Below are 24,318 nucleotides of genomic sequence, written 5' to 3' on the forward strand. Positions count from 1 at the left end.
GGCTCGCGCCGGCCACGTGCGTGGCCAGTTCGTCGAGGTGGATGAAGCAGAACCGAAAGTTGCGAGGAGGCGTCGACAACCGCGATCTTCGGCTTCTCCTGATCCTCCCCGCTGATGCTATCGCGGTCCACTGCGCCCGCCGCGCGGCCCACCGCGTGGTGCCCGGGGTGGAGTTGCTGCGGAGCCGGCCGTTCATGGCTTCACCTCGTCAAGGCTGCCGGCTATGCCGTCGACGACGATGCGCAGCCCGTGCTCGAAGGAGGCGTCAGTGTCGCCGCTGCCGCGGATGGCGGCCGCCAGAATCGGGGTGGCTTTGAACGCGTCGATGGGGGATGCGCCGGGCGGCGCCTCCGCATCCGGCCCGTCGGTATCGATCTGACGCTGGTGAAGGGCTTGCTCCTCCAGCACGAATCCGTTGACGAACCGGGTGAGGGTACCGATCGCCAGCAACGCCTGCGTCGGGGTGAACCCTTGCTCAACAAGTGATCCGAGTTCCGCCTCGAATCGGACGATGAGCTCGGGCCCAGGCCGGGTGCCCGCCACGAGCCGGGCTCCGTCCCGATGGGACAACAGGATCTCGCGGCGCTCGCGGCCCCGGCGGGTGAACCACTGCCGCCAGTTCTCGCCCTCGTGCGGCGGCCCGAAGTCCTGCCGCGATTGCAACGCCTGGGCCATCTCGTCCAACAAGGCCCGCTTGTTGCGGAAATGCCAGTACAGCGCGGGATTTTGCACGCCCAGGCGCGCGGCGAGCCGCCGGACGGTCACGCCGTCCAGTCCCGCCTCGTCCAGCAGCTCCAACGCCGCGGTGACGATCACTTCGCGATCCACGCGGGTTCCCCCTTGACTTCGACGGTTGACACCTTAGCACTGCTAAGGCATGCTCGGTGAAGTCACCACTTAGCAACGCTAAGGAGATGTCATGCCGACTGTTACTGCCTCATCCCGCTCATCACGTACGACGCGGTACCTGCTGGCCGGCGGTCTGGCCGCGCCGCTGTTCGTCCTGGTGACGCTCGTCGACGGTGCCGTCCGACCCGGCTATCAGTCCATGCACCGGTACGCCAGCGAGCTCAGCCTGGGCGAGTTCGGGTGGATCCAGATCGCCAACTTCATCGTCACCGGAGTGGCGCTGTGCGGCTTCGCGTTCGGCCTGCGCCGGGCAATGCGCGCCGAGGACCTGGACGTCCACCGCCGGCCCAGTGGTCGGGGATCCCCGATGGCCCCGATCCTCGCCGGCGTCTGCGGCGTCGGGCTGCTGGTGGCCGGGACCTTCAGCATGGATCCTTCTCCCGGCTTCCCCGTCGGCAGCACCGTGCCCGCGCACCCGACCCTGCACGGTCAGGTCCACGGCTACGCCCCCATGGCCGTCTTTCTGTCCCTCGCCGCGCTCACCTTCGTCATGGCCCGTCGATTCGCCACCGAACCGGCACCGCGTCCTTGGATGTGGTGCAGCATCGCCGCCGGAATCCTCGTGCCGGCAGCCTTCGTGACCAGCGCGGCCCTGTATGACTTCGCCACCCAGACCGGCCACTATCACGGCCTCTTCCAACGGATCAGCCTGACCATCGGCTTCGGCTGGCTCGGCGCGCTCGCACTGCGCCTCCTTCGCGACCACACCAGTTCGTCGCCTGTGAGCGCTCCACGGCGAGACATGTCCGAAAGCCCACGACGGCTAGCCGCGCTCTGACGCATCGATCGGCAACGAGCTGTCCGAAGATCGGCCACTCCTCGGTCAGGGAGCGGCCATCACGGGGCGACCAGCACAGCCTGCTCGCCGCGGCATCTTCGCCATTGGTGATCCTGCCGCTTCCCCGCCGAGATCGCCGCGCGTCCAGACGCGGCGGCGCACCTCCCAGTGCCCCCTTTGGCACCGCGCGATGGGCCGGACCGCGGTCGCGTTCCGCGCGTCCCGGTCATCGTTCTCGGTCTTTTCTTCGATGCCTCTGCAGCGAATCGCAGCCCGATGTACCGCTGAAATATTCCTGACATACCAATCGTATGACATCGAAAGGAGGCAAACGATCATGAACAAGGCAACTTCGAAGGACGGTACGGCGATCGCGTTCGACCAGGTGGGGGAGGGGCCGGCGGTCATCGTTGTCGGCGGCGGCCCGACCACGCGGGCGGTCAACACCGCGGTCGCTGAGCTGCTGGCGCCGTCATTCAGCGTGTTCAACTACGACCGTCGCGGGCACGGTGACAGCGGCGACACCCCGCCCTACACGGCGGATCGCGAGTACGAGGACCTCGAAGCGATCATCGCGGTGGCCGGCGGGTCCGCGCACGTCTACGGCACCTCCGGCGGTGGGATGATCGCTCTCGAGGCGGCCGCCCGCGGCCTGGCCATCACCAGACTGGTGGTCTGGGAGCCGCCCTACATCGTCGACGACACCCGCCCACCCGTACCGGCAGACTACCACCAGCAACTCGTCGACCTGCTGGCCGCCGGACGCCGGGGCGACATGCTCGAGCTGTTCTTCACCAAGGCCGCCAACCTCCCCGCGGAGTTCGTCAGCCCGATGCGGCAGTCGCCGTTCTGGCCCGCGATGGAGGAGCTCGCGCCGACCCTCGTCTACGACGCGATGCTCACCGGGGACTTCTCGTTGCCGACCCAGCGGATCGCCGCCGTCGCCATCCCCACACTCGTGCTCGACGGCGGGACGACCCTGTGGCTGAGCAATGCCGCACGCGCGGTGACCGGCACACTGCCCGATGCACGGCACCGCACGCTGCCCGGCCAGCCGCACAACGTCGATCCCGCCGCAATCGCACCGGCACTGGCCGAGTTCTTCAACCACGGCGCGGCGTGAGCCACCGCGCAGACGGGAGCGTCATGCGCAAGGTAAGCCTGACAATGCAGGTCACCCTCGACGGCTACGTAGCGGGACCCAACGGGCAGCTCGACTGGTTGTTCCGACGCATGGACCCGGCCCTGGAGAAATGGACCACGGAGTATCTGCACACCGTGGACACCGTCCTCCTCGGCCGCACCACCTATCTGGAGCAGGCGGCCGCCTGGCCGCAGCAGCGCACCGAGATGGCCGAGCTCATGAACGGTCACACCAAGGTTGTCTTCTCCACCACCCTGGACACGCTCGCCTGGAACAACTCCCGGCTCGCAGCCGCAGACATGGCGGCGGAGATCGCCGATCTGAAACACCGGTCCGGCAAGGACATCTACCTGTCCGGCGGACCGACGCTGGTGCAGGCCATCACCCGCTTGGGCCTCGTCGACGAGTTCCACCTGGCCATCCACCCCACCGTACTGGGCCGTGGAAAACCGCTCTTCCGTGATCACCCGCTCGACCTGGAACACATCCACACCACTACATACGAGTCCGGAATCGTGCAGCACACCTATCGCACCAGTCGCTGAGAGGACGCACACGATGACCCAGAACCAGCCGGCACCCGCGACGCCGACGCCGGTCGCGCCGAGCGAAGGACCAGAACAAACGACCAGAACCCTGTTGTGGTACGGCGCGGTCGCCGGGCCGCTGTATGTCGTGCTCGGCACGGCGCAGGCAGTCTTCCGCGACGGATTCGACATCCGCCAGCACGCCCTGAGCCTGTTGAGCAACGGCGGACTGGGCTGGATCCAGATCACGAACTTCTTGCTCACCGGTGTCCTGACCATCATCGCCGCCACAGGTGTCCGACGCGCACTGCGTGGCGCACCCGGCGGCACATGGGCACCACGCATGATCGCCCTCTACGGTGTGGGCTTGATCGCCGCCGGCATCTTCCGCGCCGACCCGTCGTTCGGGTTCCCGCCCGGCACCCCCGACGGTCAGGGCGCAGTCAGCTGGCACGGCATGCTGCACCTGGTCAGCGGGAGCATCGGCTTCATCGGCCTGATCGGCGCATGTCTGGTGATGGCGCGGCGCTTCACCAGGGCCGGACGCTCCGGCTGGGCCGTCTACAGCCGGGTCACCGGCATCTTCTTTCTCGCCGCCTTCGTCGGCATCGCATCCGGAGCCGGCAACGCACTGATCAACATCACCTTCACCGTGGCCATCGCGGCGGGCTGGCTCTGGCTCTCCGCAACAACGCTCCGGCTGCGCCGCGAGATCACCGAGGCGTCGGCCACCTGACATCAACTCTTCAACCGCACGCACAGGCACGGTATCCGAACACCGTGCCTGCGCAGACGTCCCGCCACCTCGACGCGATTCGAACTGCTTCGTGGAGACAACCTCCTGCTGCATGGGATACTCGACTCGCTCGTCAGTCGCTGAACGCTAGCGACCCGTTCGTGCGCTGCCCCGTCGGGTGTCCACAGTGGATCCGGCTGTGTTAGTCGTGTGCTCCGCCGTCTCTGGACTCGATCCGCCGTCGTGGAGTCCGCCGTTGAATCTGGACGACGATCCGGACGGGTTGGTATCAACCGGCACTGATGATGCTCGCAAAAGCGGACATAACTTGCCTGCACCCGGGAGAACCCGGCCGGCGGCAGGTCGCCGCCGACGCTGAGCGGGTCGATGTCGAAGTCGGGCCGGTTCGCCGCGATCCAGTGGCCGTGCCAACGGCCGGGGGGAAAGGTCATCGGGCTTCTCCTGGTCGAACTCGCGGACGGGCCGGTCAGGGCCGGGCTTCGGGGGCCCGTTCGATCCGGACGGTGAGGTGGCGGCCGGCCTCGGCGATGGCGTCCAGGCCGGGGCCGACGGTGCCGAGGCGGATGAGGCCCGGGTCGGGCACCGCCTGGCCCAGGTCGTCGTAGTAGATGGCGATCACGTCGGTCTCGGCCCAGAAGTAGATGCCGCCCGGGGCGGGATCGTGCACGGGAACCGTGCCTTCGGCGGTGAGCGCGCCGGGCAGCGGACCGGCCTTCGCCTGGCCCCACACGTCCCGGAGGTCGACGGTCACCGGCAGCATCGCGGCGAGCTGCCGCGCCGGCGGGGTGTCCGCCAGCACCGCGGGTGCGGTCCGGCCACCGACGTGCAGCAGCACCGCAATGCCGGCCGCGGCGTCCGGCGGGGGCGTCGCCGGCCGGGCCGGGGTCGAGCAGCCGGCGGCGACGGTGAGCAGGGCGGCGGCCAGCCAGGCGGCGGCCCGGCGGCTTCGGCGCGGGCGGACGGTCGTGGTCATGCGTCAAGCACAGCCGCCCGCGCCGCGCCGGAGAAGTCACTGACGATGGGTGTACTCGCAGTACGTCGCTCGTGGCCTTCCCGCGCCGTACCGTCGGTGTCGTGGACAACCGAGTCGAGGTGCACGAGTTCCTCACCTCACGCCGCGCCAGGCTCACGCCGGAACGGGCCGGCCTGCCCACGGCCGGACAGCGCCGCGTGCCCGGACTGCGGCGCAGCGAGGTGGCCACCCTGGCCGGGATGAGCGTGGAGTACTACGCCAAGCTCGAACGGGGCTCGCTGGGCGGCGTCTCCTCCGGCGTCCTCGACGCGGTCGCCCGCGCCCTGCAGCTCGACGACGCCGAACGGGCCCACCTGCTGCGGCTCGCCCACGAGGCCGACGGCAGCAACGCGATCCTGCGCACCGGCCGGCGCCCGAAGCAGTGGGTCGTCCGGCCGGCCCTGCAATGGGCCCTCGACGCCATCACCGCCCCGGCCGGGGTCGGCAACGACCGGCTCGACCTGCTCGCCGTCAACCACCTCGGCCGCGCCATCTTCAGCGACCTCTACACGCAGCCGGGCCAACCGCCGAACTTCGCCCGGTACACCTTCCTGGACGACGCCGCCCGCCACTTCTACCCCGACTGGGACGACGCCGCCGACGTGGCCGTCGCGAACCTGCGCACCGCCGCCGGCAAAGACCCCCACGACAAGGTCCTGCACGACCTCGTCGGCGAGCTCTCCACCCGCAGCGACGACTTCCGCCGCCGCTGGGGCACCCACAACGTCCGCACCCACGGGGCCGGCGTCAAACGCTTCCGCCACCACGTCGTCGGCGAGCTCACCCTCGGCTACGAGAGCTTCGACCTGCGCGCCGAGCCCGGCCTCACGATGACCGTCTACAGCGCGGAGCCCGGCTCCTCCACCGCCCACGCCCTCACCCTGCTCGCCTCCTGGGCGCCGGCATCCCGGGCTGGGTAGGCCTCCGCCGGCGCCGACCCGGACGTGGGTGAGTACGGTACACAAGTAATCACCTGATGACTTGCCGGAGATGCCGTGCCCACCAGTGCTTTGGTCGTAATGGACGTCCAGCGCGCCGTCGTCGCGCGCTACCCCGACCCCGCGTACCTGCCCCGCCTGCGCACCGCGATCGACGCGGCCCGCACCGGCGGGACCCCGGTGATCTACGTCGTGGTCGGGTTTCGCCCCGGCCGCCCCGAGATCAGCCCGCGCAACAAGATGTTCGGCCGTCTGGCCGGCGCCCCGGTGTCGCCGGCCGAGACCGCGGCGATGGAGATCCAGCCGGAGGTGGCCCCGGAGCCGGGCGACATCCTGGTCACGAAGCGCCGGGTGAGCGCCTTCGCGGGCAGCGACCTGGACATGTTGCTGCGCGCGGGCGGGATCGACCACCTGGTGCTGACCGGGATCGCGACGAGCGGGGTGGTGCTCTCGACGCTGCGCCAGGCCGCCGACCTCGACTTCGGGCTGACGGTGCTGGCCGACGGTTGTCTGGACGACGACCCCGAGGTCCACCGCGTCCTGACCGAGAAGGTCTTCCCCCGTCAGGCCGAGGTGACCTCGGTCGCGGACTGGTCCGGCCACTCGTAGAGCCGGTTCGCGGGATTGGTCAGGTCCGGTGTCAGTACCTCGCCCGCGAGGACCCGGACCCGGACCAGGAGGCCGAACCGGTCTGCGGTGGCAAAGCGCTGCTCGAGGTACTCGATGTTTCGGGGGGCGAACCGCGCGTCGGTGAGCGCGCGGACCGCCCCGAGGGCGCCGCGGCCGAAGGTGCCGGCGAAGATCATGGCGGTCCGGAGGCGGTTGAACGGATTGAAGCCCCGGATGATCAAGCCTACGTCCTCGACGAGGACACGTCCCCCGTCCGTGCCCTCCAGCACGGGAGCCATCAGCTCGACGGGGACCGGTACGTCCAGGTAGCGCATCAGCTCCTGGACCACCGGGTTTCGCTGCTCGTTGCCGATGAGCAGCAGGTTGCGCGTCAAGTCGTCGCTGTGTACGGCTCCACTGCTGCGGATCAACGTCCCGGTCTGCGGGTTCATGGCCCGCACGTGGCCGTACAGATCGATCAACGCGTCCAGGTCCGCGTGCTGGTAGGCCTGGACGTGCTCGACATGGTCCTGCTCCGCGAAGGCAACGTCTCCCGGCACAAGTCCCGGCACGATGGCGATCGGCTGTCCTTCGGGAAAGCGAAGCGGACCGCGGCGCGGCAGAACCAGCGAGTCGGGGAGGGCCTGACCGGTGATCAGTTCGGCCAGTTGCAGGAACTGCGCCTCGAGCTGTTGAAACCGGAGCTGTTCCGCCCAGGTGAGGTCGGCATCGCTGCGCAGGCCCTCCGCGGACGGACCGGCGAAGAACCGTGCGAGGTCGGACAGGCGTGCCGGTGATGGAACCGCTCGTCCGCGCTCCCATGCGGACACGAGTGACGCGCCGACGCCGAGAGCGTGGCCGAGCGTGCCCTGCGTGACGCCCGCCTCCTGACGCTCGGAGCGGAGCAGGGCGGCCAGGACAGCCTGCGGATCCAGCGCCGGCTCGGAACGGCCGCGTTCGGTCGTGAGGCGGATGCGGTCGCCCGTCCGGCGCAGCGTGCGGAGTACCGCTGTCACGTCCTCCGCGTCGAGGCCGGCGCGCCAGAGGTGCTCGACCGATGAATTCAGGTCGGTCGCAGGTGCGCCGTCCGGGGAGAGCAGCACGCGCAGCAGCAGGAGGTTGGCGCAGTACGCAGCGGTACGACGCACCTGATCCACCGGGACCGGCCGGTAGCCGGCGTAACGCGGCGGGGGCAGTCGCTCCCGGGCCGAGGCCAGGAGGACGACAAGCGCCTGCCGGACCCGCTCGCAGTCCGTTTCCGGCAGCCGGTCGAACATCTCGGCCGTGAAGGTCAGGATCGGTCGGCGGACCGCGAGCGGTGCGTGGCACAGCAGCGTGAACAGCAGATCGGCGGCGGGTTCGTCCGGCAGGCCGGCGAGGAGCTCGGTCAGGCGGCGGGCGACGAGGTACTCGCCGAAGGTCGCGTGCAGGAACTCGTAGGCCCGGGTGACCACCGGCCGTCCGTCGAGCTCCTGCTGGGCCTCGGCGACGTGCACGAAGAAGAACTCACCGAGCAGGCGCCGGCCGACTTCGGCGGCCTGCTCCGGGCTGTCGCCGAGCGCGGCCAGGTCGGCCGCCAGCTCCGGCTCGGTGACATGCTGCCGGCCGCGGTTGAACATGGCCAATGCGGCGACCGAAAGACGGGTGAGGTGCCCGGCGACCGCGCGCTCGGCATCGGTGCCAGGAATCCGCTTGCCGTTGCGCCGGCCGATCTCCCGGCGGGTCAGGCCAAGGATCAGCTCCTCGTACAGCTCGGTCGTCGACAAACGCTCGTCCGGCGGTGGTACGGCGGGATCGGCGCAGTACAGCGCGAGCATGAGCAGCAGCAGCGGCTGACGGGTCAGGTCGAACTGGCGCAGGGCGTCGGCGAGCGAGAGGGCCCTGACATCGCCGCCGGTGTTGGCCGCGCGCCACGCGGTCAGCCACCGCTCGATCTCCTTGGGCCCGAAGTCGTCGATCTTGAAAACCGGGGTCTCGCGGGGGAGGTCGAGCTTGTCGACCGTCACCGTGCGCGCGGTCACCACGACCACGACCGGCCGGTCCTGTTCCGCCTCGAGCCGCTGAAACTCCATGACCTCGTGGAGATAGCCCGAGCGCTGGTAGCCCGTGGCCTGTAGCAGCTCGTCCAGGCCGTCGAGCAGGACCACTCGGATCGTCGCGGCGCTCTGCTCGACCAGCCGGGCCCAGTCGACCCGGTGGTTGGTCGTGCGATCCAGGGCTTCCTGGATCTGGTCGACGACAGGCGCGTCGGCGTCGACCTCCCGCAGCGGCACCCGGACCGCGGTGCACATCGCCGCCGGCAGCCGGCTCGCGAACACTCGGGTGAGCAGTGACTTGCCGGCGCCGGGATGACCCAGGACCAGCAGCGGCAGCCGGGCCGCGTCCGGCGCCATCACCAGGCCGGCGAGCGCCAGGTCGAGGTCGTCGGCGGCCGGTCGCCTGTCCCACCAAGCCTCGCTGGCCAGTGCCGCACCGCGCTCGGCGCGCGCGGTGCGGTACCGCGGATTGACGTAGATCTGCTCAACGGTCGGAAAGCGGATCTCGGGGCCATAGGCGGTGGTCAGGATCGGCCGGCTCAGTTCGCCGCGATTGGCGCGGCGCAGCACATCGCACATGTCGGGCACGACAGCGGCGTCGGTGAGCGTGGCCAGCATCGTCTCGATGCGCCGCAGCGCCGACGCTTCGGCGGCGATCGCGGTGGTGATTGCCGGGCGCACACGGCGTAGCTCCGCGCGGGTCGCCGCGTGCTCGCCCAGTACGGCCCAGATGTAGAACTCCGGAACCTCGGCGGCCAGGGCGAGGTAATGCGACTGGTAGCGCTCCAGCGCAGCGTCGACAACCGGTTCCAGCGGGGGACGGACCAGCGTCCAGGCCGCGGTCGTGCCCAGGAAGGAGTCGACCTCGCCGGACAGGGTGGTCAGAAACGCGCGTACGGCTGCGAGGTTCTCGACGTACCCGCGGGCCGGCGACGGGGCGGGTATCTCCGCGGAGTACAGGGCCTCGTACACGGACGCGCCCGTCGCCCGCGCGTCGCCGATCGTGAGAGCCTGCTGTTCGGCGCGGGTTAGCCTGAGCTGTGCGTAGGCGGGGCCGCCGAGGTGCTCGCGGAGTGCCTCGAAGTAGGCAGCGATCACGATCGTGGTGTGTGCGGCCGCGATGAGCCGGCCGCGCTCGTACCCGGCGGTTCCGGTCAGCCGCCCGGCGACGCGGTCGACCAGCTCGCGCAGCAGTCGCACCGCCTCGTTCTTCTGGTCGACCCAGCCCCACACGGCGGTCACCAGCGCGAGCGGCACGGCCGTGACGCCGGCGATCGCGGTCACCGCCGCCGCGCCGCCGCCGAGGATCACCGCGCCCAGCAGCCGGTCGAGTTTCTCGATCGCGGGTTGCTCGTGGTGGCCCAGGATGGCCAGCGCACCGCGAAAGCTCAGAGCCGGATCTCGGCGCACACGGCCTCCCGCGGATCGGTACCGCCGCCATCGTATCGATCGCCGGCCACGCCCACGGGTGCGCGAACGGTTCAGGTCGCCGACCGGGCGGTCAGCTCGGCCAGCCGCTGAAGGGCATCCGGCCGGGGCCGCCGGGCTCCCTCGGCGTAGGCCGAGCGGTAGGCGTCCTCGCCGAGGCCGGCGACGAGCGCGGAAACCAGCGTGCGCAGCACCGGCTCGCCGTGGTCGAAGGCGCCCCGGATCGTCTCGCTCAGGCCCAGGGCCATGGCCGCATCCCGCGGGCGGTCCTCCAGCGCGAGCAGCTCGCCCACCTGCTCGGCGGCCCAGGCCAGGCCGTTGCTCTGGGCACGCGTGAAGTTGGGGCGGACCGCCCCGGGCAGCAGGGCGCGCGCCTCGGCGGCCGAGCGGGCCATGAGGCGGTTCATCATCCTCGTGCCGGCGATCAGGTCCCGGGCCATCTGCTCGGGGTACGGCAGGCGCTGCACTTGACCCTCCAGCGAGTCGAGGGTCTCCTCGGACTCGTCCAGCCGGCCCGCGCGGCGGTGCCAGTTGGCCAGGCTGAACTGCAGGCTCGCCGCGCGGCGGCGGTGGCCCAGGGCCGCGGCCCGCTCACGCATCGCGCGCAGGTCGCGGCCCGCGCCCTCGAGGTCGCCGGCGCGCATGCGCTCGCGGGCAAGGCGGTTGCGGGTCCAGTACAGGTACTCCTCGGTGCCCAGCTCGGCGCTGATCGCGACGGCGCGTTCGAACGCGGCGATCGACGTGGCGAAGTCGCCGCGCAGTGACGGGCCGCGGCCGAGGGCGAGCAGGCTCATCACCAGGCCCCAGCGGTCGCCGACCTCCTCGAAGCCGCGCAGGGCCACGTCGCGGGCCTTGGCGCCGCCGTCGAGGTCGCCGGCCTCGACCAGGGTGAAGTTGTGCGCCCAGTTGGCCGTGGCGCGCACCCAGGGGTCCGCCGCGGCCAGGGCGCCCAGGACGTCGGTGGCCTCGGCGGAGAAGGCCCGCTGGGAAATGAAGAGCAGACGCGCCGGGTGTACCTCACGAGCGCCCGACGCGGAGTGCAGCAGGTCGAACGCGCGGCGGGCCTCGGGCGGTACGGCGTCGCCGAGCTCGAGCAGCGCGCCCATGAACGTCTCCAGCTGGGTGTTCAGGCCGCGGTTGGCCCAGTACCAGAACAGGGCCCGCACGAGCCGATAGGCCCGGGCCGCGTCGCCGGCGTCGAGGGTGGCGTGCAGCGCGGCGACGAGGTTGTCCTGTTCGGCGTCGAACACGGCGATGGCCTGCAGCTGCTCCCGGGTCCGCAGCCGCGGCTCGTGCCGCTCGGCCAGGGCCAGGTAGTAGCCGGCGAGCCGCGGGGCGACGTCCTCGCCGGCCTCGGCCAGCCGGTCGGCCATGTAGGCGCGGACGGTCTCCAGCATCCGGTACCGGTCGCCGGCCTGCTGCACGATGGACTTCTCCACCAGCGAGTCCACGACGTAGAGCACGTCCGCGGCCGGCAGCGCCGCGTCCGAGCAGACGTCCTCCAGCGCGGCCAGGTCCGCCCCGCCGGGGAACACCGACAGGCGGCGGGCCAGGGTCCGCTCGGCCTCGTCGAGCAGGTCCCAGCTCCACTCGACCATCGCCAGCAGGGTGCGCTGGCGGGGCAGGGCGGCGCGGCTGCCCGAGGTCAGCAGGCGGAACCGGTCGTCGAGGCGGCGTTCGACCTGCTCGACCCGCATCGAGCGCAGCTTCGCGGCGGCGAGCTCCATCGCCAGCGGCATGCCGTCGAGCCGGCGGCAGATCTCCACCACGGCGTCCACGGTCGACTCGTCGAGCGCGAAGCCGGGGCGGACGTCGGCGGCCCGTTCGACGAACAGCCGCACCGCCGCGGCCCCGGCCGCCTCTTCGAGCGCGAAGCCGGTCGGCAGCGCCAGCGGGCCGAGGTGGCACAGCGCCTCGCCGTTGATCGCCAGCGGCTCCCGGCTCGTGGCCAGGATCCGCAGCTGCGGCAGCCGGGCCAGCAGCGCGTCGGCCAGCTCGGCGGCGGCGTCGACGAGGTGCTCACAGTTGTCGAGCAGGAGCACCGCGTCACCGACGTCGAGCAGCTCGGCCACGCGGTCGACCGCGGCCAGCCGCGGCTGCCCGCCGTCGTAGAGCCGCCCGTCCGAGGCGCCGACCACGCCGAGCACGGCGTCGGCCAGCCGGTCCGGCTCGCTCAGCCCGGCCAGCGGCACGTACCACAGCCGGCCCCGCTGGTAGGCCGGCTCCCGCGCCGCCACCTCCAGCGCGAGCCTCGTCTTGCCGGCGCCGCCGGGCCCGACGATGGTGACCAGGCGGGCCGCGGTCATCAGCCGGGCCAGCGCGCCGAGCTCGTCCTCCCGGCCGACGAAGCTGGTCACGCCGGCCGGGAGGCGGCTGGGCGGGGCCTGCGCCGGCTGCTCCGCGGGGTGCTCCAGCTCGCCGCGCAGCAGGGACAGGTACACCTCCCGCAGCTCCGGCGACGGGTCGACGCCCAGCTCCTCGCCGAGCCGGCCCCGCATCTCCTCGAAGACGGCCAGCGCGTCCGACTGCCGCCCGGCCGCCGACAGCGCCCGCATGCGCAGCACCGCCAGCCGCTCGCCGAGCGGGCGCTCCACCGCCGCCGCGCCGAGGTCGGCCAGCACCTCCGCGTGCCGGCCCAGCTGCAGCTCGGCCTCGAAACGGTCCTCGGCGACGCCGGCCCGCAGCTCCTGCAGGCGGGTGGCGGCGTTGCGGGCGAACGGCGCCTCGAGCACGTCGGCGAGGGCCGGGCCCTGCCACAGCTCCAGCGCCGCCCGGAGCACCGACGCGGCCTCGCCGGCCCGGCCCGCGGCCAGCTCCCGGCGGCCCCGCCCGGCCAGCTCCTCGAACCGGTGGGCGTCCACGTCGGCGGCGCTGACCGGCAGCCGGTACCCGCCCGCGGCCAGCTCCACCGAGCCGGTGCCGCCCAGCGCCCGCCGCAGCCGCGACACCAGCGTCTGCAGCGCGGCCGCGGCCCCCGCCGGCACCTCCTCGCCCCACAGGTCGTCGATGAGCGTGTCGGCGTGCACCGGCCGGCCCGCCTCGAGGGCGAGCCGCGCCAGCAGCATCTTCAACCGGACACCCGGCACGTCGACCGCCGCCACCGACACCGGACCAAGCAACACAACCTGCACCGATGCATGATCGCAGACCGTCCGCTGACACGGTGTCCGCCGCCGTGTTGGCCGGCTGTCAGAGCCGTGTCCGCGCCGCCGGTCATCTTCCTTGTGTACCCGAACGAGCCCGCCGAACCCGAGGAGCACCCGGTGCCGACCTTCACCACCCCCGAGCCCATCTCCCTCACCATCGACCTGTCCGTCGGCGACGTGACGCTCGTCGCCAGCGACCGCACCGACACCGTCATCGAGGTGCGGCCGAGCAACGCCGCCGACGACTCCGACGTCGAGGCCGCGGCGCAGACCCAGGTCGGGTTCGCCGACGGCACGCTGACCGTGCGCGGTCCGCGGTCGCCGATCTTCGACTTCTCCCGCAAGACGCGCTCGGTCGCCGTGCACGTCGAGCTGCCCACCGGTTCCGCGGTGCACGGCGACATGGCGGTCGGGTACATCGACAGCACGGGCGTGCTGGGCGAGTACCGCTTCAAGACCTCGGTCGGGCACTTCCGCCTGGCCCGGACCGGCCGGCTGCGCCTGGACACCACCGGGCACGTCACGGTCGACGCGGTCGTCGGCGACGCCGAGGTCAGCACCGGCAGCGGCCGGGTGCGCATCGGCGAGGTCGACGGGGCCGTGGCCGTGAAGAACTCCAACGGCCCCACCGACCTCGGCACCGTCACGGGCGCGCTGCGGGTGCGCACGGCCAACGGCGACATCAGCGTCGAGCGGGCCGAGGCCGGCGTGGACGCGAAGACCTCCAACGGCAACATCCGCATCGGCGAGGTGGCCCGCGACTCGGTAAGCGTGCAGACCTCGGCCGGTGACCTCGAGGTCGGCGTCGCCGCCGGCGCCGCCGCGCGGCTCGACCTGAAGACCGGCCACGGCCGGGTCAGCAACGGCCTGCCGGCCGAGCCGGTGCACACCGTCGAGGTCCGGGCCCACACCGGGTTCGGCGACATCACCATCCACCGCGCCTGACTTCCGCCAGAAGGGGAACCACCATGATGAGCATCTCCGCCACCGGGCTGCAGCGGTCGTTCGGCGACCACGTCGTGCTCGACGGCATCGACCTGAACGTCCCGAAGGGCACGATCTTCGCGTTGCTCGGCGCGAACGGCGCGGGCAAGACCACCACGGTCAAGATCCTGTCCACGCTGATCCGGGCCGACGGCGGCACCGTGCGGGTCGCCGGCCACGACGTGGCCACCGAGCCCGACGCGGTCCGCGCCGCGATCGGCGTCACCGGCCAGTTCTCCGCGGTCGACAACCTGCTCAACGGCCGGGAGAACCTGGCCCTGATGGCCGACCTGCACCACCTGGGCCGCGCGGCCGGCCGGCGCCGGGTCACCGAGCTGCTCGAGCAGTTCGACCTGGTCGAGGCGGCCGGCAAGCCGGCGTCGACCTACTCCGGCGGCATGCGCCGGCGGCTCGACCTGGCGATGACGCTGGTCGGCTCGCCCGAGGTCATCTTCCTCGACGAGCCCACGACGGGGCTGGACCCGCGCAGCCGCCGCGCCATGTGGCAGATCGTGCGGGACCTGGTCGCGGGCGGCGTCACGATCCTGCTCACCACGCAGTACCTGGAGGAGGCCGACGAGCTCGCCGACCGCATCGCGGTGCTCGACCACGGGCGGATCGTCGCCGAGGGCACCGCGGACGAGCTCAAGCGACGCATCCCCGGCGGCCACGTCGAGCTGCGCTTCGCCGACCCCGCCGGCCTCGAGTCCGCCGCGCGGGCCGTGGGACAGGCGTCCCGCGACAGTGAGGCGCTCACGCTGCGGGTGCCGCACGACGGCAGCCTCCGCGCCCTGAAGGCCCTGCTCAACCGGATCGACGAGGACGTCGTCGCCGTCGACTCGCTGAGCGTGCACACCCCCGACCTCGACGACGTGTTCCTCGCCCTGACGGGCAACCCCGACAACGACAAGGTGGCCTCGCGATGAGCTACGCACTGACCGACTCGGCGACGATGGTGCGCCGCAACCTCAAGCGCATGCTGCGGTACCCCGGAATGACCATCACGCTCGTCGGCATGCCGATCGTGTTCCTGCTGCTGTTCGTCTACGTCTTCGGCGGGACGCTCGGCGCCGGCCTCGGCGGCCCGTCGGGCGGGCGCTCGGAGTACGTCAACTACGTCACCCCCGCGATCATCCTGATGACGATCACCGCCGTGGTGCAGGGCACGACCATCTCGGTCGCCATGGACATGACCGAGGGCATCGTGGACCGGTTCCGCACCATGGCCATCGCCCGGGTCTCGGTCCTCACCGGGCACGTCGTCGGCAGCCTCGTGCAGGCGATGCTGGGCATAGCGGTGGTGACCGGCGTCGCGCTGCTGATCGGCTTCCGGCCCACCGCCGGCCCGCTCGACTGGCTCGCCCTGTTCGGGGTCCTGGCGCTGATGGCGTTCGCCTTCATCTGGCTGGCGGTCGCGCTCGGCCTGGCCAGCAAGACCGTGGAGTCGTCGAGCAACGTCGGCATGCCGCTGATCCTGCTGCCGTTCCTGGGCAGCGGCTTCGTCCCGACCGACTCGATGCCGACCGCGCTGCGCTGGTTCGCCGAGTACCAGCCGTTCACCCCGCTCATCGAGACGATCCGCGGCCTGCTGATGGGCACGCCGATCGGCAACAGCGCGACCATCGCGGTCGCCTGGTGCGCCGCGATCGCCCTCGGCGGCTACCTGTGGTCGAAGAAGCTCTTCAACCGCGAGTCCACGCGTTGAAAGCTCCGGTACCCGCCATATGTTGACCCCCATCAATCGCCGGACCTGTGACAGCACTGGCGGTCTGCGCCGCGGCCACGATGATCGTGGCCGCGGCGCACGAGGTTGCGGCCAACCCGCACCGGCGGCGTCGTGTACTACAACGGCGTGTTCGACCGGGGCGTCTCCTCCGACGCGTCCTCCCTCGCGACGCAGACCGGCTACGACTGCCGGGCGGCGGGTCCCGTCCCCGATCGGCTGCGGCAGCCCCTGACAAGATTGCCGGCGTGATATCGACCGATCAGTTGACCGCACTGCTGCAGGCGGACTTCGGCGCCTGGAGCCGTGACGACGTGGAGCGGGTGACGTCCGGGCTGGGTTGGCGGCTCGACCCGGACGAGGCGGACGGGCCAATGCGAGTGACGGCCCGTCCGCGGCCGGAGTGGGACGATCGCGGGTGGTTCGGGGAGTACACGTCGCTGACGGTTCACCGGGGCACGCCTGAGGCCGCGAGCGCCACGGAGCACGCCGGTGCGCACCGGGCCGCGCTCGCCGACGTGGCCGCGGTGCTCGGCCCGCCGGCTCTGGTCGGCGGCCCGGACGCCTGGGCGCGGTGGCGGTTGCCGAAGACCGTCGTGACGCTGGAGGGCTCGCTGTCGCGGCGACGCGGGCGGTCGACGCTGCGGCTGGAGGTCGCCCCGCGCGACGCGACCGAGAACGACGAGTCCTGGAACGCGAAGTGGAACGAGGACTGGGAGCCGTGGTACTCCTGGCGAGCCACGGCCCCGTCCGGCACTCCCGCGAGCCGGACGCTCGACGGGATGATGTCCTGGCAGCGCCGAAACGCCGCTGGCTGGGACGAGCTCGGGAGCAACCTGGGGAGCCTGTTCGCGTCGCTGGCATGCGACCTGTCGGTGCTGCGGGAGTACGCGTGGGACGTCACCTGGGTCATCGAGCCGGCGGACGGCCGCGACGCGTACGTGCAGGGCTACTTCGGCCGCCGCGAGGCCGACCGGGTCGCGGTCGTGCAGACGCGCGAGGAGTGGCGCCGCGCGCCGGACTCGCCCGGCACCGAGATCCTGAACCCGACCGGGCCGGACGGGCTGCGCGTCGCCGAGCTGGCGCTGGCCGAGATCCGCTCCTGGGAGCTGTCCGGGCCGGACGGCCTGTGCTACCAGGCCTGGTCGGACGACGGCTACCGGCTCGACGACTTCGGGGCCGGCCTGACCTGGTCGGGGCGCTGATCCGCCGGTGCCGCCCGGCGCGGGCCGGGCGGCACCGGGTTCAGGTCAGGCGTTCGGGTCGAACGGGATGCCGGTTGGCTTCGACGCGGTGAGCAGCGGCACGAACCGGCCATCGTTGATCTTGATGGTGGCCGAGCCGAAGTCGGCGGTCATCAGCCGGTCGCGCAGCTCCGTGGTGGGCCAGCCGTTCCAGTCGACGAGCGGGGGGTACCGCCAGTTGTGGTAGTGGTTCTCCGGCGGCTCGTCGTTGGAGTTCGCGAGCCGGAAGAAGTGCGTCGACGCGCCGTCCTTGTGGTAGACGGTCTTGGGGTGGGTACCGTCGAAACGCACCTGGGAACGCGCGTACGTCACCTGGCTGCTGTGCTGCGTCGTGGTCACGTACTCGACCTGGTTGGTCGACTGGTTGACCCAGGAGATGACGTGCTCCCAGTCGTGCCGGTGGCCGCCGAGGCTGATGCCGGGGAGGGCCTGGTCCTTCTCGAAGTAGCTGGCGTACACGATCGCGCACCAGCCGTTGTTGCACTTCGACCGGGCGTACGTCTGCGACTTGTCCAGGTCGGACTGGTCCCGGCAGTTGCCGTTGAGCGCCCCGGTCGGGTTGAGCCCCGCGTTGAGGGTGCCGGTCGGGCTGATGGCGGCGACGGCGTAGCAGCCGTCGGTGTCGTAGTCGTAGGCGGGGGAGAACGACTGCTCGAGGCCGCCCGCGTTCTGCGGCAGGTTGGGCAGCGACTCGGCGTAGGCCGCGGTCGCGGGCAGCAGGACAGCGAGCGCGGCCAGCCCGGCCACGACGTAGGACGCGGCGCGGCGGCGCCGGCGAACCGGCGGCGAGGACACGTGTTCCAAGGCTTCCCTTTCGATGATCGACGTTCGTCGGCCACCGGATCGCGGCGGCCACCGCAAATATCGACGGATACGAGTATGCGGCGCGACCGCCCCGGTGTGAACATCCCGTGACCGGCGGCTGCCAAGATTGCGGGTGTGATACCGACGGAGCAACTGACCGCCCTGCTGCAGGCGGACCTCGGCGCCTGGGGCCGCGACGACGTCGACCGCGTGGCGACCGGGCTGGGCTGGCGGCTCGGCGCCGACGACAAGTGGCGCACGACGCTGGTCGAGGCCGACGGGCCGTACCAGGTGCGCGCCGACCGCCGGAGATCGTGGGACGACCGCGGGTACTTCGGCGAGTACACGTCGCTGGAGGTGCGCCGGGAGGTGGCGGCGGAGGAGCACCCGGACGCGTACCGGGCCGCGCTCGCCGACGTCGTGGCGGTCCTCGGCGACCCCGGCCTGGTCGGCGGCCCCGGCCCCTGGGCGCGCTGGCGGCTGCCGCAGACGATCGTGGAGCTCAGCGGCGCCGAGCCGGCCCGGGTCGCCGCCTACCCGCGCTCGCACCTGGCGCTGACGGTCATGCCGCGCGAGGGCACCGAGAGCGACGACCGGCAGAACGGGGAGTACGCCGAGCACTGGGCCCCGTTCTACAGCTGGCGCTCCACGGCGCCGCACCCCAACCCCGCCCACGGGACGCTGCTCGGGATGATGACGTACGCGCACCGCCCGGCCGAGGACTGGAGCGAGTTCGAGCGCAACCTGTCGGAGCTGCTCGCCACGCTGCCCGTCGACCTGCCCGTGCTGGACGGGTACGCCTGGGAGGTCACCTGGGTCATCGAGCCGGCCGACGGCCGCGACGAGTACGTGCAGGGCCACTTCGGCACCCGGCAGGGCGACCGCCTGGCGGTGATCGAGACGCGCAACGACTGGCGCCGCGCGAGCGAGCGGAGCGAGGAACAGGCCGGCGTCCAGATCGTCAACCCCACGGCCCAGGACGGGCTGCACATCGCCGAGCTGGCCCTGGCCGAGATCTACACGTGGAACCTGATCGGCCCGGACGAGCTGCGCTACCGCGCCGGCTCCCACAACGGCTACCGGCTCGACGCCTTCGGACTGGGCCTGAACTGGGCGGACGACTGATGACGACCCCGGACGACCTGCAGTTCAGGCACGACCTCGACGCCGACCTGCACGTGGTCCTGCCCCCGGGCGGGACCGCCGACGGCTGGACGATCATCGTCGTGAAGTCGGACGGCACCCGCATCCTGGCCGCCCCGGAGGGCCCGGGCGGGTTCTCGTACTACGGGCACCAGGAGCGCTGGTGGTACGTCGACCATCCCGGCGCCGCGCACGTCGAGGTCATCGCCCCGGACGGGACGGAGGCGGTACTGCACCACAGGCAACGCCTCGGCGGCCCGGCCGAGACGTGCCCGCTCTGCTCCGCCGGAGGCCCCGGTCCGCACGGGGAAGCCGCCGGAGAGCGCGGGGGAGCGGCGGTTTGACCGCGGCGGGTGCCGCCACCACGATGGAGGGGTGATTGACCCGTTGCGCCCGGTCGGGGCTCGTGAGCGCCGCCGGGGGGACGCGGTGCCCAGCATCAGGGACGTGGCGGCCGCCGCCGGTGTGTCGTACCAGACCGTGTCCCGGGTGCTGAACGACTCGCCGCGGGTGCGGCCCGAGACGCGGCAACAGGTGCTCGCCGTCATGGAGCGGATGGGCTACCGGCCCAACCGGGCCGCGCGCGCACTGGGGCTCGGCCGGGCCCGGGCGGTGACCGTCGTGACCTCCAACACGACGCTCTACGGCTACGCCTCTACGCTCCAGGGTGTCGAGGAGTGGGCCCGGGAGCACGGCCTGGCCGTCGGGGTCCGGGTGATCGAGTCCGTCGACGAGCGTGACGTCAAGCAGACCGTGGAGTACGTCAGCGACCCGACCGCGGGCGGCGTGGTCGTCGTGGCGTTCGATGCCGCGGGCGTCGAGGTGCTGCGCCGGCTGCCGGCCGACGTTCCCGCGGTCGCGGCGATCGAGCCGGGCGCCCTGCCCGACACCGACCGCACGATGATCTGCCTGGACGAGCGGCCGGCGGCCGCGGACGCCACCCGCCACCTGCTGGCGCTCGGCCACCGGACCGTGCACCACGTGGCCATCCCGTCGGAGTCGGTGACCCGGGGCCGCGAGGCCGGCTGGCGGCAGGCGCTGACCGAGGCCGGGGTGACGATCCCGGACGTGGTGCCGGCCGGCTGGGACGCACCGTCGGCCTACGCGGCCGGCCGTCGGCTGGCCGCCGAGCCGTCCGTGACCGCGATCCTGTGCGGCAACGACGACACCGCGCTCGCCGTGCGCCGGGCCCTCTACGACGCCGGCCGGCACGTGCCCGGCGACGTGAGCATCGTCGGCTTCGACGACGTGCCGGGCGCGGCCTACTGGACGCCGGCGCTGACGACCGTCCGCATGGACTTCGACGAGCTCGGGCGCGTCTGCACGGCCGCGCTCATCGCCGAGCTGGACGACACGCCGCCGCCGTCCCTCGCGCTGACGCCGCCGCAGTTCGTGGTGCGTGAGTCCACCGCTCCGCCGTCGCGCGGGTAGACGCCGCCAAGGTAACAAACTCGTAACGGCCACTTCCCAAAGCGCGATGTGAGCGATCACACTCGCCCATGTGACCGGTCACACGGCTGGCCGGTCGCGCGGCGGCGTGATCGACGCGCCGCTCGGCACCGAGGCGAAGGATCGACAGTGACGGCATCCGCCAGCAACAACCCCGTCGTGTGGGGCCACCGGGCACTCTCGGTCGTGATCGACGCGGAGCCCGGCCGCCCGGTGACGCTGCGCGCCATCGCCGACCCGTCGGCCGGCGCACTGCCCGGGCGGACCGTGCAGCCGCTGGTGGAGCTGCTCACCGCGGGCACCGGGCGGGCGCGGGCGTCGCACCGGTTCTCCGAGACGACGATCGGGCGGCGGCTGACGCTCGACGGCCACACCGCGACCCGCACGGGCGCCTGGCACGAGCTGCGCCTGGACCTGCACGACGAGCCGACCGGGTTGGCGGTCCGCGTACTGCTGCGCTCGGCCGACGGCGTCGCCGCCCTGCAGGCCACCACCACGGTGCGCAACGACGGCCCGGCCGTCGCGACGCTGCTGGGGGTCACCTCGCTGTCCGCGGGGTTCGGCGGCCTGGCCGTCGAGGACCTGGACCTGGTCCGCGGCGACAGCGAGTGGCTCGGCGAGGGCCGCTGGCGGCGGGAGCCGTTGCGCGCCGGCGCCGCCGTTGACCTGGCGCTGCCCCGCCACGGGCAGGACGGCCGGGGCCGCAGCGCCGCGGTGAGCAACGGAACCTGGTCCACCGGCCAGGGGCTGCCCACCGGCGGGCTCGTGGATCGCCGGACCGGGCACGCGTGGCTGTGGCAGGCCGAGCACAACGGCGCGTGGCGGTGGGAGGTGGGCGAGCGCCTCGACGGCGCCTATGTGGCGGTGACCGGTCCGACGGACATCGACCACCAATGGCAATGCCGCCTGCGGCCGGGCGAGTCCTTCACGACCGTCCCGGCGTCGCTCGCCGTCAGCGGCGCCGGCCTGCACGGCGCGGCCGCGAGCCTGACCGCCCACCGGCGGGCGCTGCGCCGCGACCACCCGGACCGCACGGCGCTGCGGGTCGTGTTCAACGACTACATGAACACGCTCATGGGCGACCCGACCACGCAGAAGCTGCTGCCGCTCGTCGACGCCGCGGCCGAGGCCGGCGCCGAGGTGTTCTGCATCGACGCGGGCTGGTACGACGACGGCGGCGACTGGTGGGACAGCGTCGGCGCCTGGGAGCCGTCGCAGAGCCGGTTCCCGCGCGGCATCGAGGAGGTCGTCGCCCGCATCCGCGGTCGCGGCATGGTCGCCGGGCTGTGGCTGGAGCCGGAGGTGGTCGGGGTGCGCAGCCCGGTCGCCGACAAGCTGCCGGCGGAGGCGTTCCTGCAGCGCGACGGGGTGCGGGTCGTCGAGCACGACCGGTACCACCTCGATCTGCGCCACCCGGCCGCCGTCGCCCACCTCGACGAGACCGTCGACCGGCTCGTCGAGCAGCTGGGCGTCGGCTACTTCAAGCTCGACTACAACATCGACCCGGGCGTCGGCACCGACCTCGACGCGGACAGCGCCGGCGCCGGCCTGCTCGCCCACAACCGGGCGCACCTCGCGTGGCTCGACGCCGTCCTGGCGCGGCACCCGGACCTGATCCTGGAGAACTGCGCCTCCGGCGCCATGCGGATGGACTACGCGCTGCTCGCCCGCATGCAGCTGCAGTCCACCAGCGACCAGCAGGACCCGGTACGGTACCCGCCGATCGCCGCCGCCGCGCCGCTGTCGGTCCTGCCCGAGCAGGCCGCCAACTGGGCCTACCCGCAGCCCGGCATGTCCGACGAGGCGATCGCTCACACGATGTGCACCGGCCTGGCCGGTCGCCTGTACCTCTCGGGGCACCTGGACCACATGTCCGCGGCGCAGCGCGGGCTGGTGCGCGCGGGCGTCGCGGTGTACGAGGCCATCCGGCACGACCTGGCCGCGTCCGTGCCGGTGTGGCCGCTCGGACTGCCCGGCTGGTCGGATCCGTGGACCAGCCTCGCCCTCGTCGCCGGCGACACCACCTACCTGACCGTCTGGCACCGCGGTGAGCCCGGCCCGCCGGCCGGGTTGCGGCTGCCGCACCTGGCCGGTCGCCGGGTCGAGATCGACACGCTCTACCCGCCCGGCCTGCCGCCCTTCACCCACGACTTCGACCCGCGCGACGGGCGACTGACCGTCGACCGGCGCGGTCCGGACCCCGTGGCGGCCCGGCTGCTGCGCATCCGGGCTCTCGACCAGCGCACCGCCTGACCGACCCGATCGCCGCCCTGCACCGCAGCGCGGCACCACACCCCACAACCACGAAGGAACCCCACGATGCAGCGAAGGACAGCCCTCGCCCTCGCGGCCTGCCTGGTGCTCGGCACCGCGGCCTGCAGCGACCCGGGCGCGGACACCGCCACCGACAGCGGCCCGGCGACCTGGGCCTCCCCGACCGCCAAGCTCGACGGCGTCAGCCTGACGATCTGGGCCGCCCAGAACAGCAACACCGTTCCGAAGAAGGTCATCGAGGGCTTCCAGGCCGCCACCGGCGCCAAGGTGAACGTCGTGACGATCCCGGACCCCTACGAACAGGGCGTGCAGACCCGGGTCGCCACCGGTGACAAGCCCGACCTCGCGTTCTGGCAGCCGACCGCCTCGATGCTCACCGCCATCAACGCGAAGACGAACCTGCAGCCGCTCACCGACGCCCCCTGGCTGGGCCAGCTGTCACCGGAGCTCAAGGACATCACCGGCATCCTCGACAAGACCCGGTACGCGGCGCTGGTCACCAGCCCCGCGGTCGAGGGCGTGTACTACAACAAGGAGGTCTTCGCGGCCAACGGCGTCACCGCCACCCCGAAGAACTTCGCCGAGATGGTCGCCGACGCCCGTGCGCTGAAGGCCAAGGGCGTTACGCCGTTCTACGAGATGGGCGCGGATCGCTGGGCCACCCAGTGGTGGGTGCAGATCCAGCTCGCCGACGCGGCCAGGAGCGGCCTGTGGGACAAGATCAACACGAAGCAGGAGACGTTCGGCGGCCCGGTCGTGCTCGACGCCATCAAGCAGTACAAGGCGCTGATCGACGAGGGGCTGTTCAACGGCGACATCAAGACGGCGAAGTTCGAGGACCAGGGCAAGGCGCTGCTGGACGGCAAGGCCGCCATGGTCGTGCAGGTCAACTCGTTCTTCGGGCAGCTGCAGGCGACCGCGGACACGGCCACGCTGGACAAGAGGATCGGGTTCTTCCCGATCTCGCCGTCGGGCAACGTCGGCACCTTCATCCCGGATCAGAGCAACGCGCTCGTCGCGTTCAGGACCGGTGACGGCAAGCGCGAGGCCGCGGCCCGGCAGCTCCTCGCCTACTGGATGGGCCCCGGGTACGCCGACTTCGTCGCCGACCGCAAGACCGTCTCGCTGGAGCCGTCCGTGCCCAGCCCGGCCGGTGTACCGCAGGCGCTGCTGGACGTGCACAAGTCGCTCGGCACGGCGGTGGGTTCGATGCAGGCCCTCGCCGTGGCCAACCCCGACCTGTACATCAACCTCGCCGACATGATCACCGGCACGATGTCGCCGGAGAAGGTCGCCTCGGCCACCCAGGCGCAGTTCGAACAGCTCGCCAAGGCCGCCGGCGCACCCGGCTTCTGACCCCCGCCGGATCCGCACTCATGGAGGACCGGTGCCGCCGCACGGGCGGCGCCGATC

The 24,318-nt window shown here is 72.1% G+C and carries 21 protein-coding genes; 16 read left to right on the top strand and 5 right to left on the bottom strand.

What is annotated here, in order from left to right:
* Positions 1 to 192 precede the first annotated feature (192 nt).
* The gene (locus AB0B76_RS33870) at positions 193 to 828 is read right to left on the bottom strand and encodes a TetR/AcrR family transcriptional regulator C-terminal domain-containing protein (protein ID WP_360383001.1); all 636 of its coding nucleotides are present in this window, start codon (positions 826 to 828) and stop codon (positions 193 to 195) included.
* Between the two features lie 91 nt (positions 829 to 919).
* Between AB0B76_RS33870 and AB0B76_RS33875 the strand changes: the two genes are divergently transcribed.
* The 4 genes from AB0B76_RS33875 to AB0B76_RS33890 all read left to right on the top strand — a co-directional run bounded on the left by AB0B76_RS33875 (position 920) and on the right by AB0B76_RS33890 (position 4,094).
* A complete protein-coding gene (locus AB0B76_RS33875) occupies positions 920 to 1,687 on the top strand; it encodes a DUF998 domain-containing protein (protein ID WP_360383003.1) in 768 nt (255 codons plus the stop codon).
* A gap of 337 nt (positions 1,688 to 2,024) precedes the next feature.
* Positions 2,025 to 2,810, top strand: a complete 786-nt coding sequence (locus tag AB0B76_RS33880; RefSeq protein ID WP_360383004.1) for an alpha/beta hydrolase — start codon at positions 2,025 to 2,027, stop codon at positions 2,808 to 2,810.
* 23 nt (positions 2,811 to 2,833) lie between these two features.
* The gene (locus tag AB0B76_RS33885) at positions 2,834 to 3,376 is read left to right on the top strand and encodes a dihydrofolate reductase family protein (RefSeq protein ID WP_360383006.1); all 543 of its coding nucleotides are present in this window, start codon (positions 2,834 to 2,836) and stop codon (positions 3,374 to 3,376) included.
* 13 nt (positions 3,377 to 3,389) lie between these two features.
* Positions 3,390 to 4,094, top strand: a complete 705-nt coding sequence (locus AB0B76_RS33890; RefSeq protein ID WP_360383008.1) for a DUF998 domain-containing protein — start codon at positions 3,390 to 3,392, stop codon at positions 4,092 to 4,094.
* A gap of 487 nt (positions 4,095 to 4,581) precedes the next feature.
* On the opposite strand, the gene AB0B76_RS33895 is transcribed toward AB0B76_RS33890, so the two are convergent.
* Positions 4,582 to 5,088, bottom strand: a complete 507-nt coding sequence (locus AB0B76_RS33895; RefSeq protein ID WP_360383010.1) for a cyclophilin-like fold protein — start codon at positions 5,086 to 5,088, stop codon at positions 4,582 to 4,584.
* A gap of 101 nt (positions 5,089 to 5,189) precedes the next feature.
* Here AB0B76_RS33895 and AB0B76_RS33900 point away from each other — a divergent pair, with 101 nt between their 5' ends.
* Together AB0B76_RS33900 and AB0B76_RS33905 are read left to right on the top strand one after the other, a co-directional pair.
* Positions 5,190 to 6,047, top strand: a complete 858-nt coding sequence (locus tag AB0B76_RS33900) for a helix-turn-helix transcriptional regulator (protein WP_360383012.1) — start codon at positions 5,190 to 5,192, stop codon at positions 6,045 to 6,047.
* A 99-nt stretch (positions 6,048 to 6,146) separates the two neighbouring features.
* Entirely contained in the window at positions 6,147 to 6,674 is a 528-nt protein-coding gene (locus tag AB0B76_RS33905) for an isochorismatase family cysteine hydrolase (protein ID WP_360383014.1), read from the top strand.
* Here AB0B76_RS33905 and AB0B76_RS33910 read toward each other — a convergent pair.
* Together AB0B76_RS33910 and AB0B76_RS33915 are read right to left on the bottom strand one after the other, a co-directional pair.
* Positions 6,629 to 10,120, bottom strand: a complete 3,492-nt coding sequence (locus AB0B76_RS33910; protein ID WP_360383016.1) for a helix-turn-helix transcriptional regulator — start codon at positions 10,118 to 10,120, stop codon at positions 6,629 to 6,631. The genes AB0B76_RS33905 and AB0B76_RS33910 overlap by 46 nt on opposite strands.
* A gap of 71 nt (positions 10,121 to 10,191) precedes the next feature.
* Positions 10,192 to 13,269 carry a BTAD domain-containing putative transcriptional regulator gene (locus AB0B76_RS33915; protein ID WP_360383018.1) on the bottom strand — a complete coding sequence of 1,026 codons (3,078 nt, stop codon included), beginning with the start codon at positions 13,267 to 13,269 and terminating at the stop codon, positions 10,192 to 10,194.
* A gap of 66 nt (positions 13,270 to 13,335) precedes the next feature.
* Between AB0B76_RS33915 and AB0B76_RS33920 the strand changes: the two genes are divergently transcribed.
* The 5 genes from AB0B76_RS33920 to AB0B76_RS33940 all read left to right on the top strand — a co-directional run bounded on the left by AB0B76_RS33920 (position 13,336) and on the right by AB0B76_RS33940 (position 17,196).
* Positions 13,336 to 14,229, top strand: coding sequence for a DUF4097 family beta strand repeat-containing protein (locus AB0B76_RS33920; protein WP_360383020.1), 894 nt, complete (start codon positions 13,336 to 13,338; stop codon positions 14,227 to 14,229).
* A gap of 23 nt (positions 14,230 to 14,252) precedes the next feature.
* Positions 14,253 to 15,194, top strand: coding sequence for an ATP-binding cassette domain-containing protein (locus tag AB0B76_RS33925; RefSeq protein ID WP_360383022.1), 942 nt, complete (start codon positions 14,253 to 14,255; stop codon positions 15,192 to 15,194).
* Positions 15,191 to 15,973: an ABC transporter permease gene (locus AB0B76_RS33930; protein ID WP_360383024.1), complete on the top strand. Its 783-nt coding sequence runs from the start codon at positions 15,191 to 15,193 to the stop codon at positions 15,971 to 15,973. The genes AB0B76_RS33925 and AB0B76_RS33930 overlap by 4 nt, the downstream gene beginning before the upstream one ends.
* Positions 15,974 to 16,078: 105 nt before the next feature.
* Positions 16,079 to 16,243: a hypothetical protein gene (locus tag AB0B76_RS33935; protein ID WP_360383026.1), complete on the top strand. Its 165-nt coding sequence runs from the start codon at positions 16,079 to 16,081 to the stop codon at positions 16,241 to 16,243.
* Positions 16,240 to 17,196: a hypothetical protein gene (locus AB0B76_RS33940; protein ID WP_360383028.1), complete on the top strand. Its 957-nt coding sequence runs from the start codon at positions 16,240 to 16,242 to the stop codon at positions 17,194 to 17,196. Before AB0B76_RS33935 ends, AB0B76_RS33940 begins: the two co-directional genes overlap by 4 nt.
* Positions 17,197 to 17,241: 45 nt before the next feature.
* On the opposite strand, the gene AB0B76_RS33945 is transcribed toward AB0B76_RS33940, so the two are convergent.
* Positions 17,242 to 18,030 (bottom strand): NPP1 family protein, encoded by a 789-nt coding sequence (locus AB0B76_RS33945; RefSeq protein WP_360383155.1) that lies wholly within the window; start codon positions 18,028 to 18,030, stop codon positions 17,242 to 17,244.
* A 144-nt stretch (positions 18,031 to 18,174) separates the two neighbouring features.
* Between AB0B76_RS33945 and AB0B76_RS33950 the strand changes: the two genes are divergently transcribed.
* The 5 genes from AB0B76_RS33950 (at position 18,175) to AB0B76_RS33970 (ending at position 24,261) form a co-directional block, all read left to right on the top strand.
* A complete protein-coding gene (locus tag AB0B76_RS33950; protein ID WP_360383030.1) occupies positions 18,175 to 19,164 on the top strand; it encodes a hypothetical protein in 990 nt (329 codons plus the stop codon).
* Positions 19,164 to 19,526, top strand: a complete 363-nt coding sequence (locus tag AB0B76_RS33955) for a hypothetical protein (protein WP_360383032.1) — start codon at positions 19,164 to 19,166, stop codon at positions 19,524 to 19,526. Before AB0B76_RS33950 ends, AB0B76_RS33955 begins: the two co-directional genes overlap by 1 nt.
* Before the next feature lie 31 nt (positions 19,527 to 19,557).
* Entirely contained in the window at positions 19,558 to 20,613 is a 1,056-nt protein-coding gene (locus AB0B76_RS33960; RefSeq protein ID WP_360383034.1) for a LacI family DNA-binding transcriptional regulator, read from the top strand.
* A gap of 147 nt (positions 20,614 to 20,760) precedes the next feature.
* Positions 20,761 to 22,884, top strand: coding sequence for a glycoside hydrolase family 36 protein (locus tag AB0B76_RS33965; protein WP_360383036.1), 2,124 nt, complete (start codon positions 20,761 to 20,763; stop codon positions 22,882 to 22,884).
* 66 nt (positions 22,885 to 22,950) lie between these two features.
* Positions 22,951 to 24,261: an ABC transporter substrate-binding protein gene (locus tag AB0B76_RS33970; RefSeq protein WP_360383038.1), complete on the top strand. Its 1,311-nt coding sequence runs from the start codon at positions 22,951 to 22,953 to the stop codon at positions 24,259 to 24,261.
* Positions 24,262 to 24,318: the final 57 nt, after the last annotated feature.

Source organism: Dactylosporangium sp. NPDC049140, from assembly GCF_040648435.1.

What these genes read in the sequence shown, in the direction of transcription:
- AB0B76_RS33890 (WP_360383008.1), top strand. Translation starts at nt 3,390, where the DNA reads ATGACCCAGAACCAGCCGGCACCCGCGACGCCGACGCCGGTCGCGCCG.
- AB0B76_RS33880 (WP_360383004.1), top strand. Translation starts at nt 2,025, where the DNA reads ATGAACAAGGCAACTTCGAAGGACGGTACGGCGATCGCGTTCGACCAG.
- AB0B76_RS33930 (WP_360383024.1), top strand. Translation starts at nt 15,191, where the DNA reads ATGAGCTACGCACTGACCGACTCGGCGACGATGGTGCGCCGCAACCTC.
- AB0B76_RS33895 (WP_360383010.1), bottom strand. Translation starts at nt 5,088, where the DNA reads ATGACCACGACCGTCCGCCCGCGCCGAAGCCGCCGGGCCGCCGCCTGG.
- AB0B76_RS33875 (WP_360383003.1), top strand. Translation starts at nt 920, where the DNA reads ATGCCGACTGTTACTGCCTCATCCCGCTCATCACGTACGACGCGGTAC.
- AB0B76_RS33905 (WP_360383014.1), top strand. Translation starts at nt 6,147, where the DNA reads ATGGACGTCCAGCGCGCCGTCGTCGCGCGCTACCCCGACCCCGCGTAC.
- AB0B76_RS33955 (WP_360383032.1), top strand. Translation starts at nt 19,164, where the DNA reads ATGACGACCCCGGACGACCTGCAGTTCAGGCACGACCTCGACGCCGAC.
- AB0B76_RS33970 (WP_360383038.1), top strand. Translation starts at nt 22,951, where the DNA reads ATGCAGCGAAGGACAGCCCTCGCCCTCGCGGCCTGCCTGGTGCTCGGC.
- AB0B76_RS33925 (WP_360383022.1), top strand. Translation starts at nt 14,253, where the DNA reads ATGATGAGCATCTCCGCCACCGGGCTGCAGCGGTCGTTCGGCGACCAC.
- AB0B76_RS33885 (WP_360383006.1), top strand. Translation starts at nt 2,834, where the DNA reads ATGCGCAAGGTAAGCCTGACAATGCAGGTCACCCTCGACGGCTACGTA.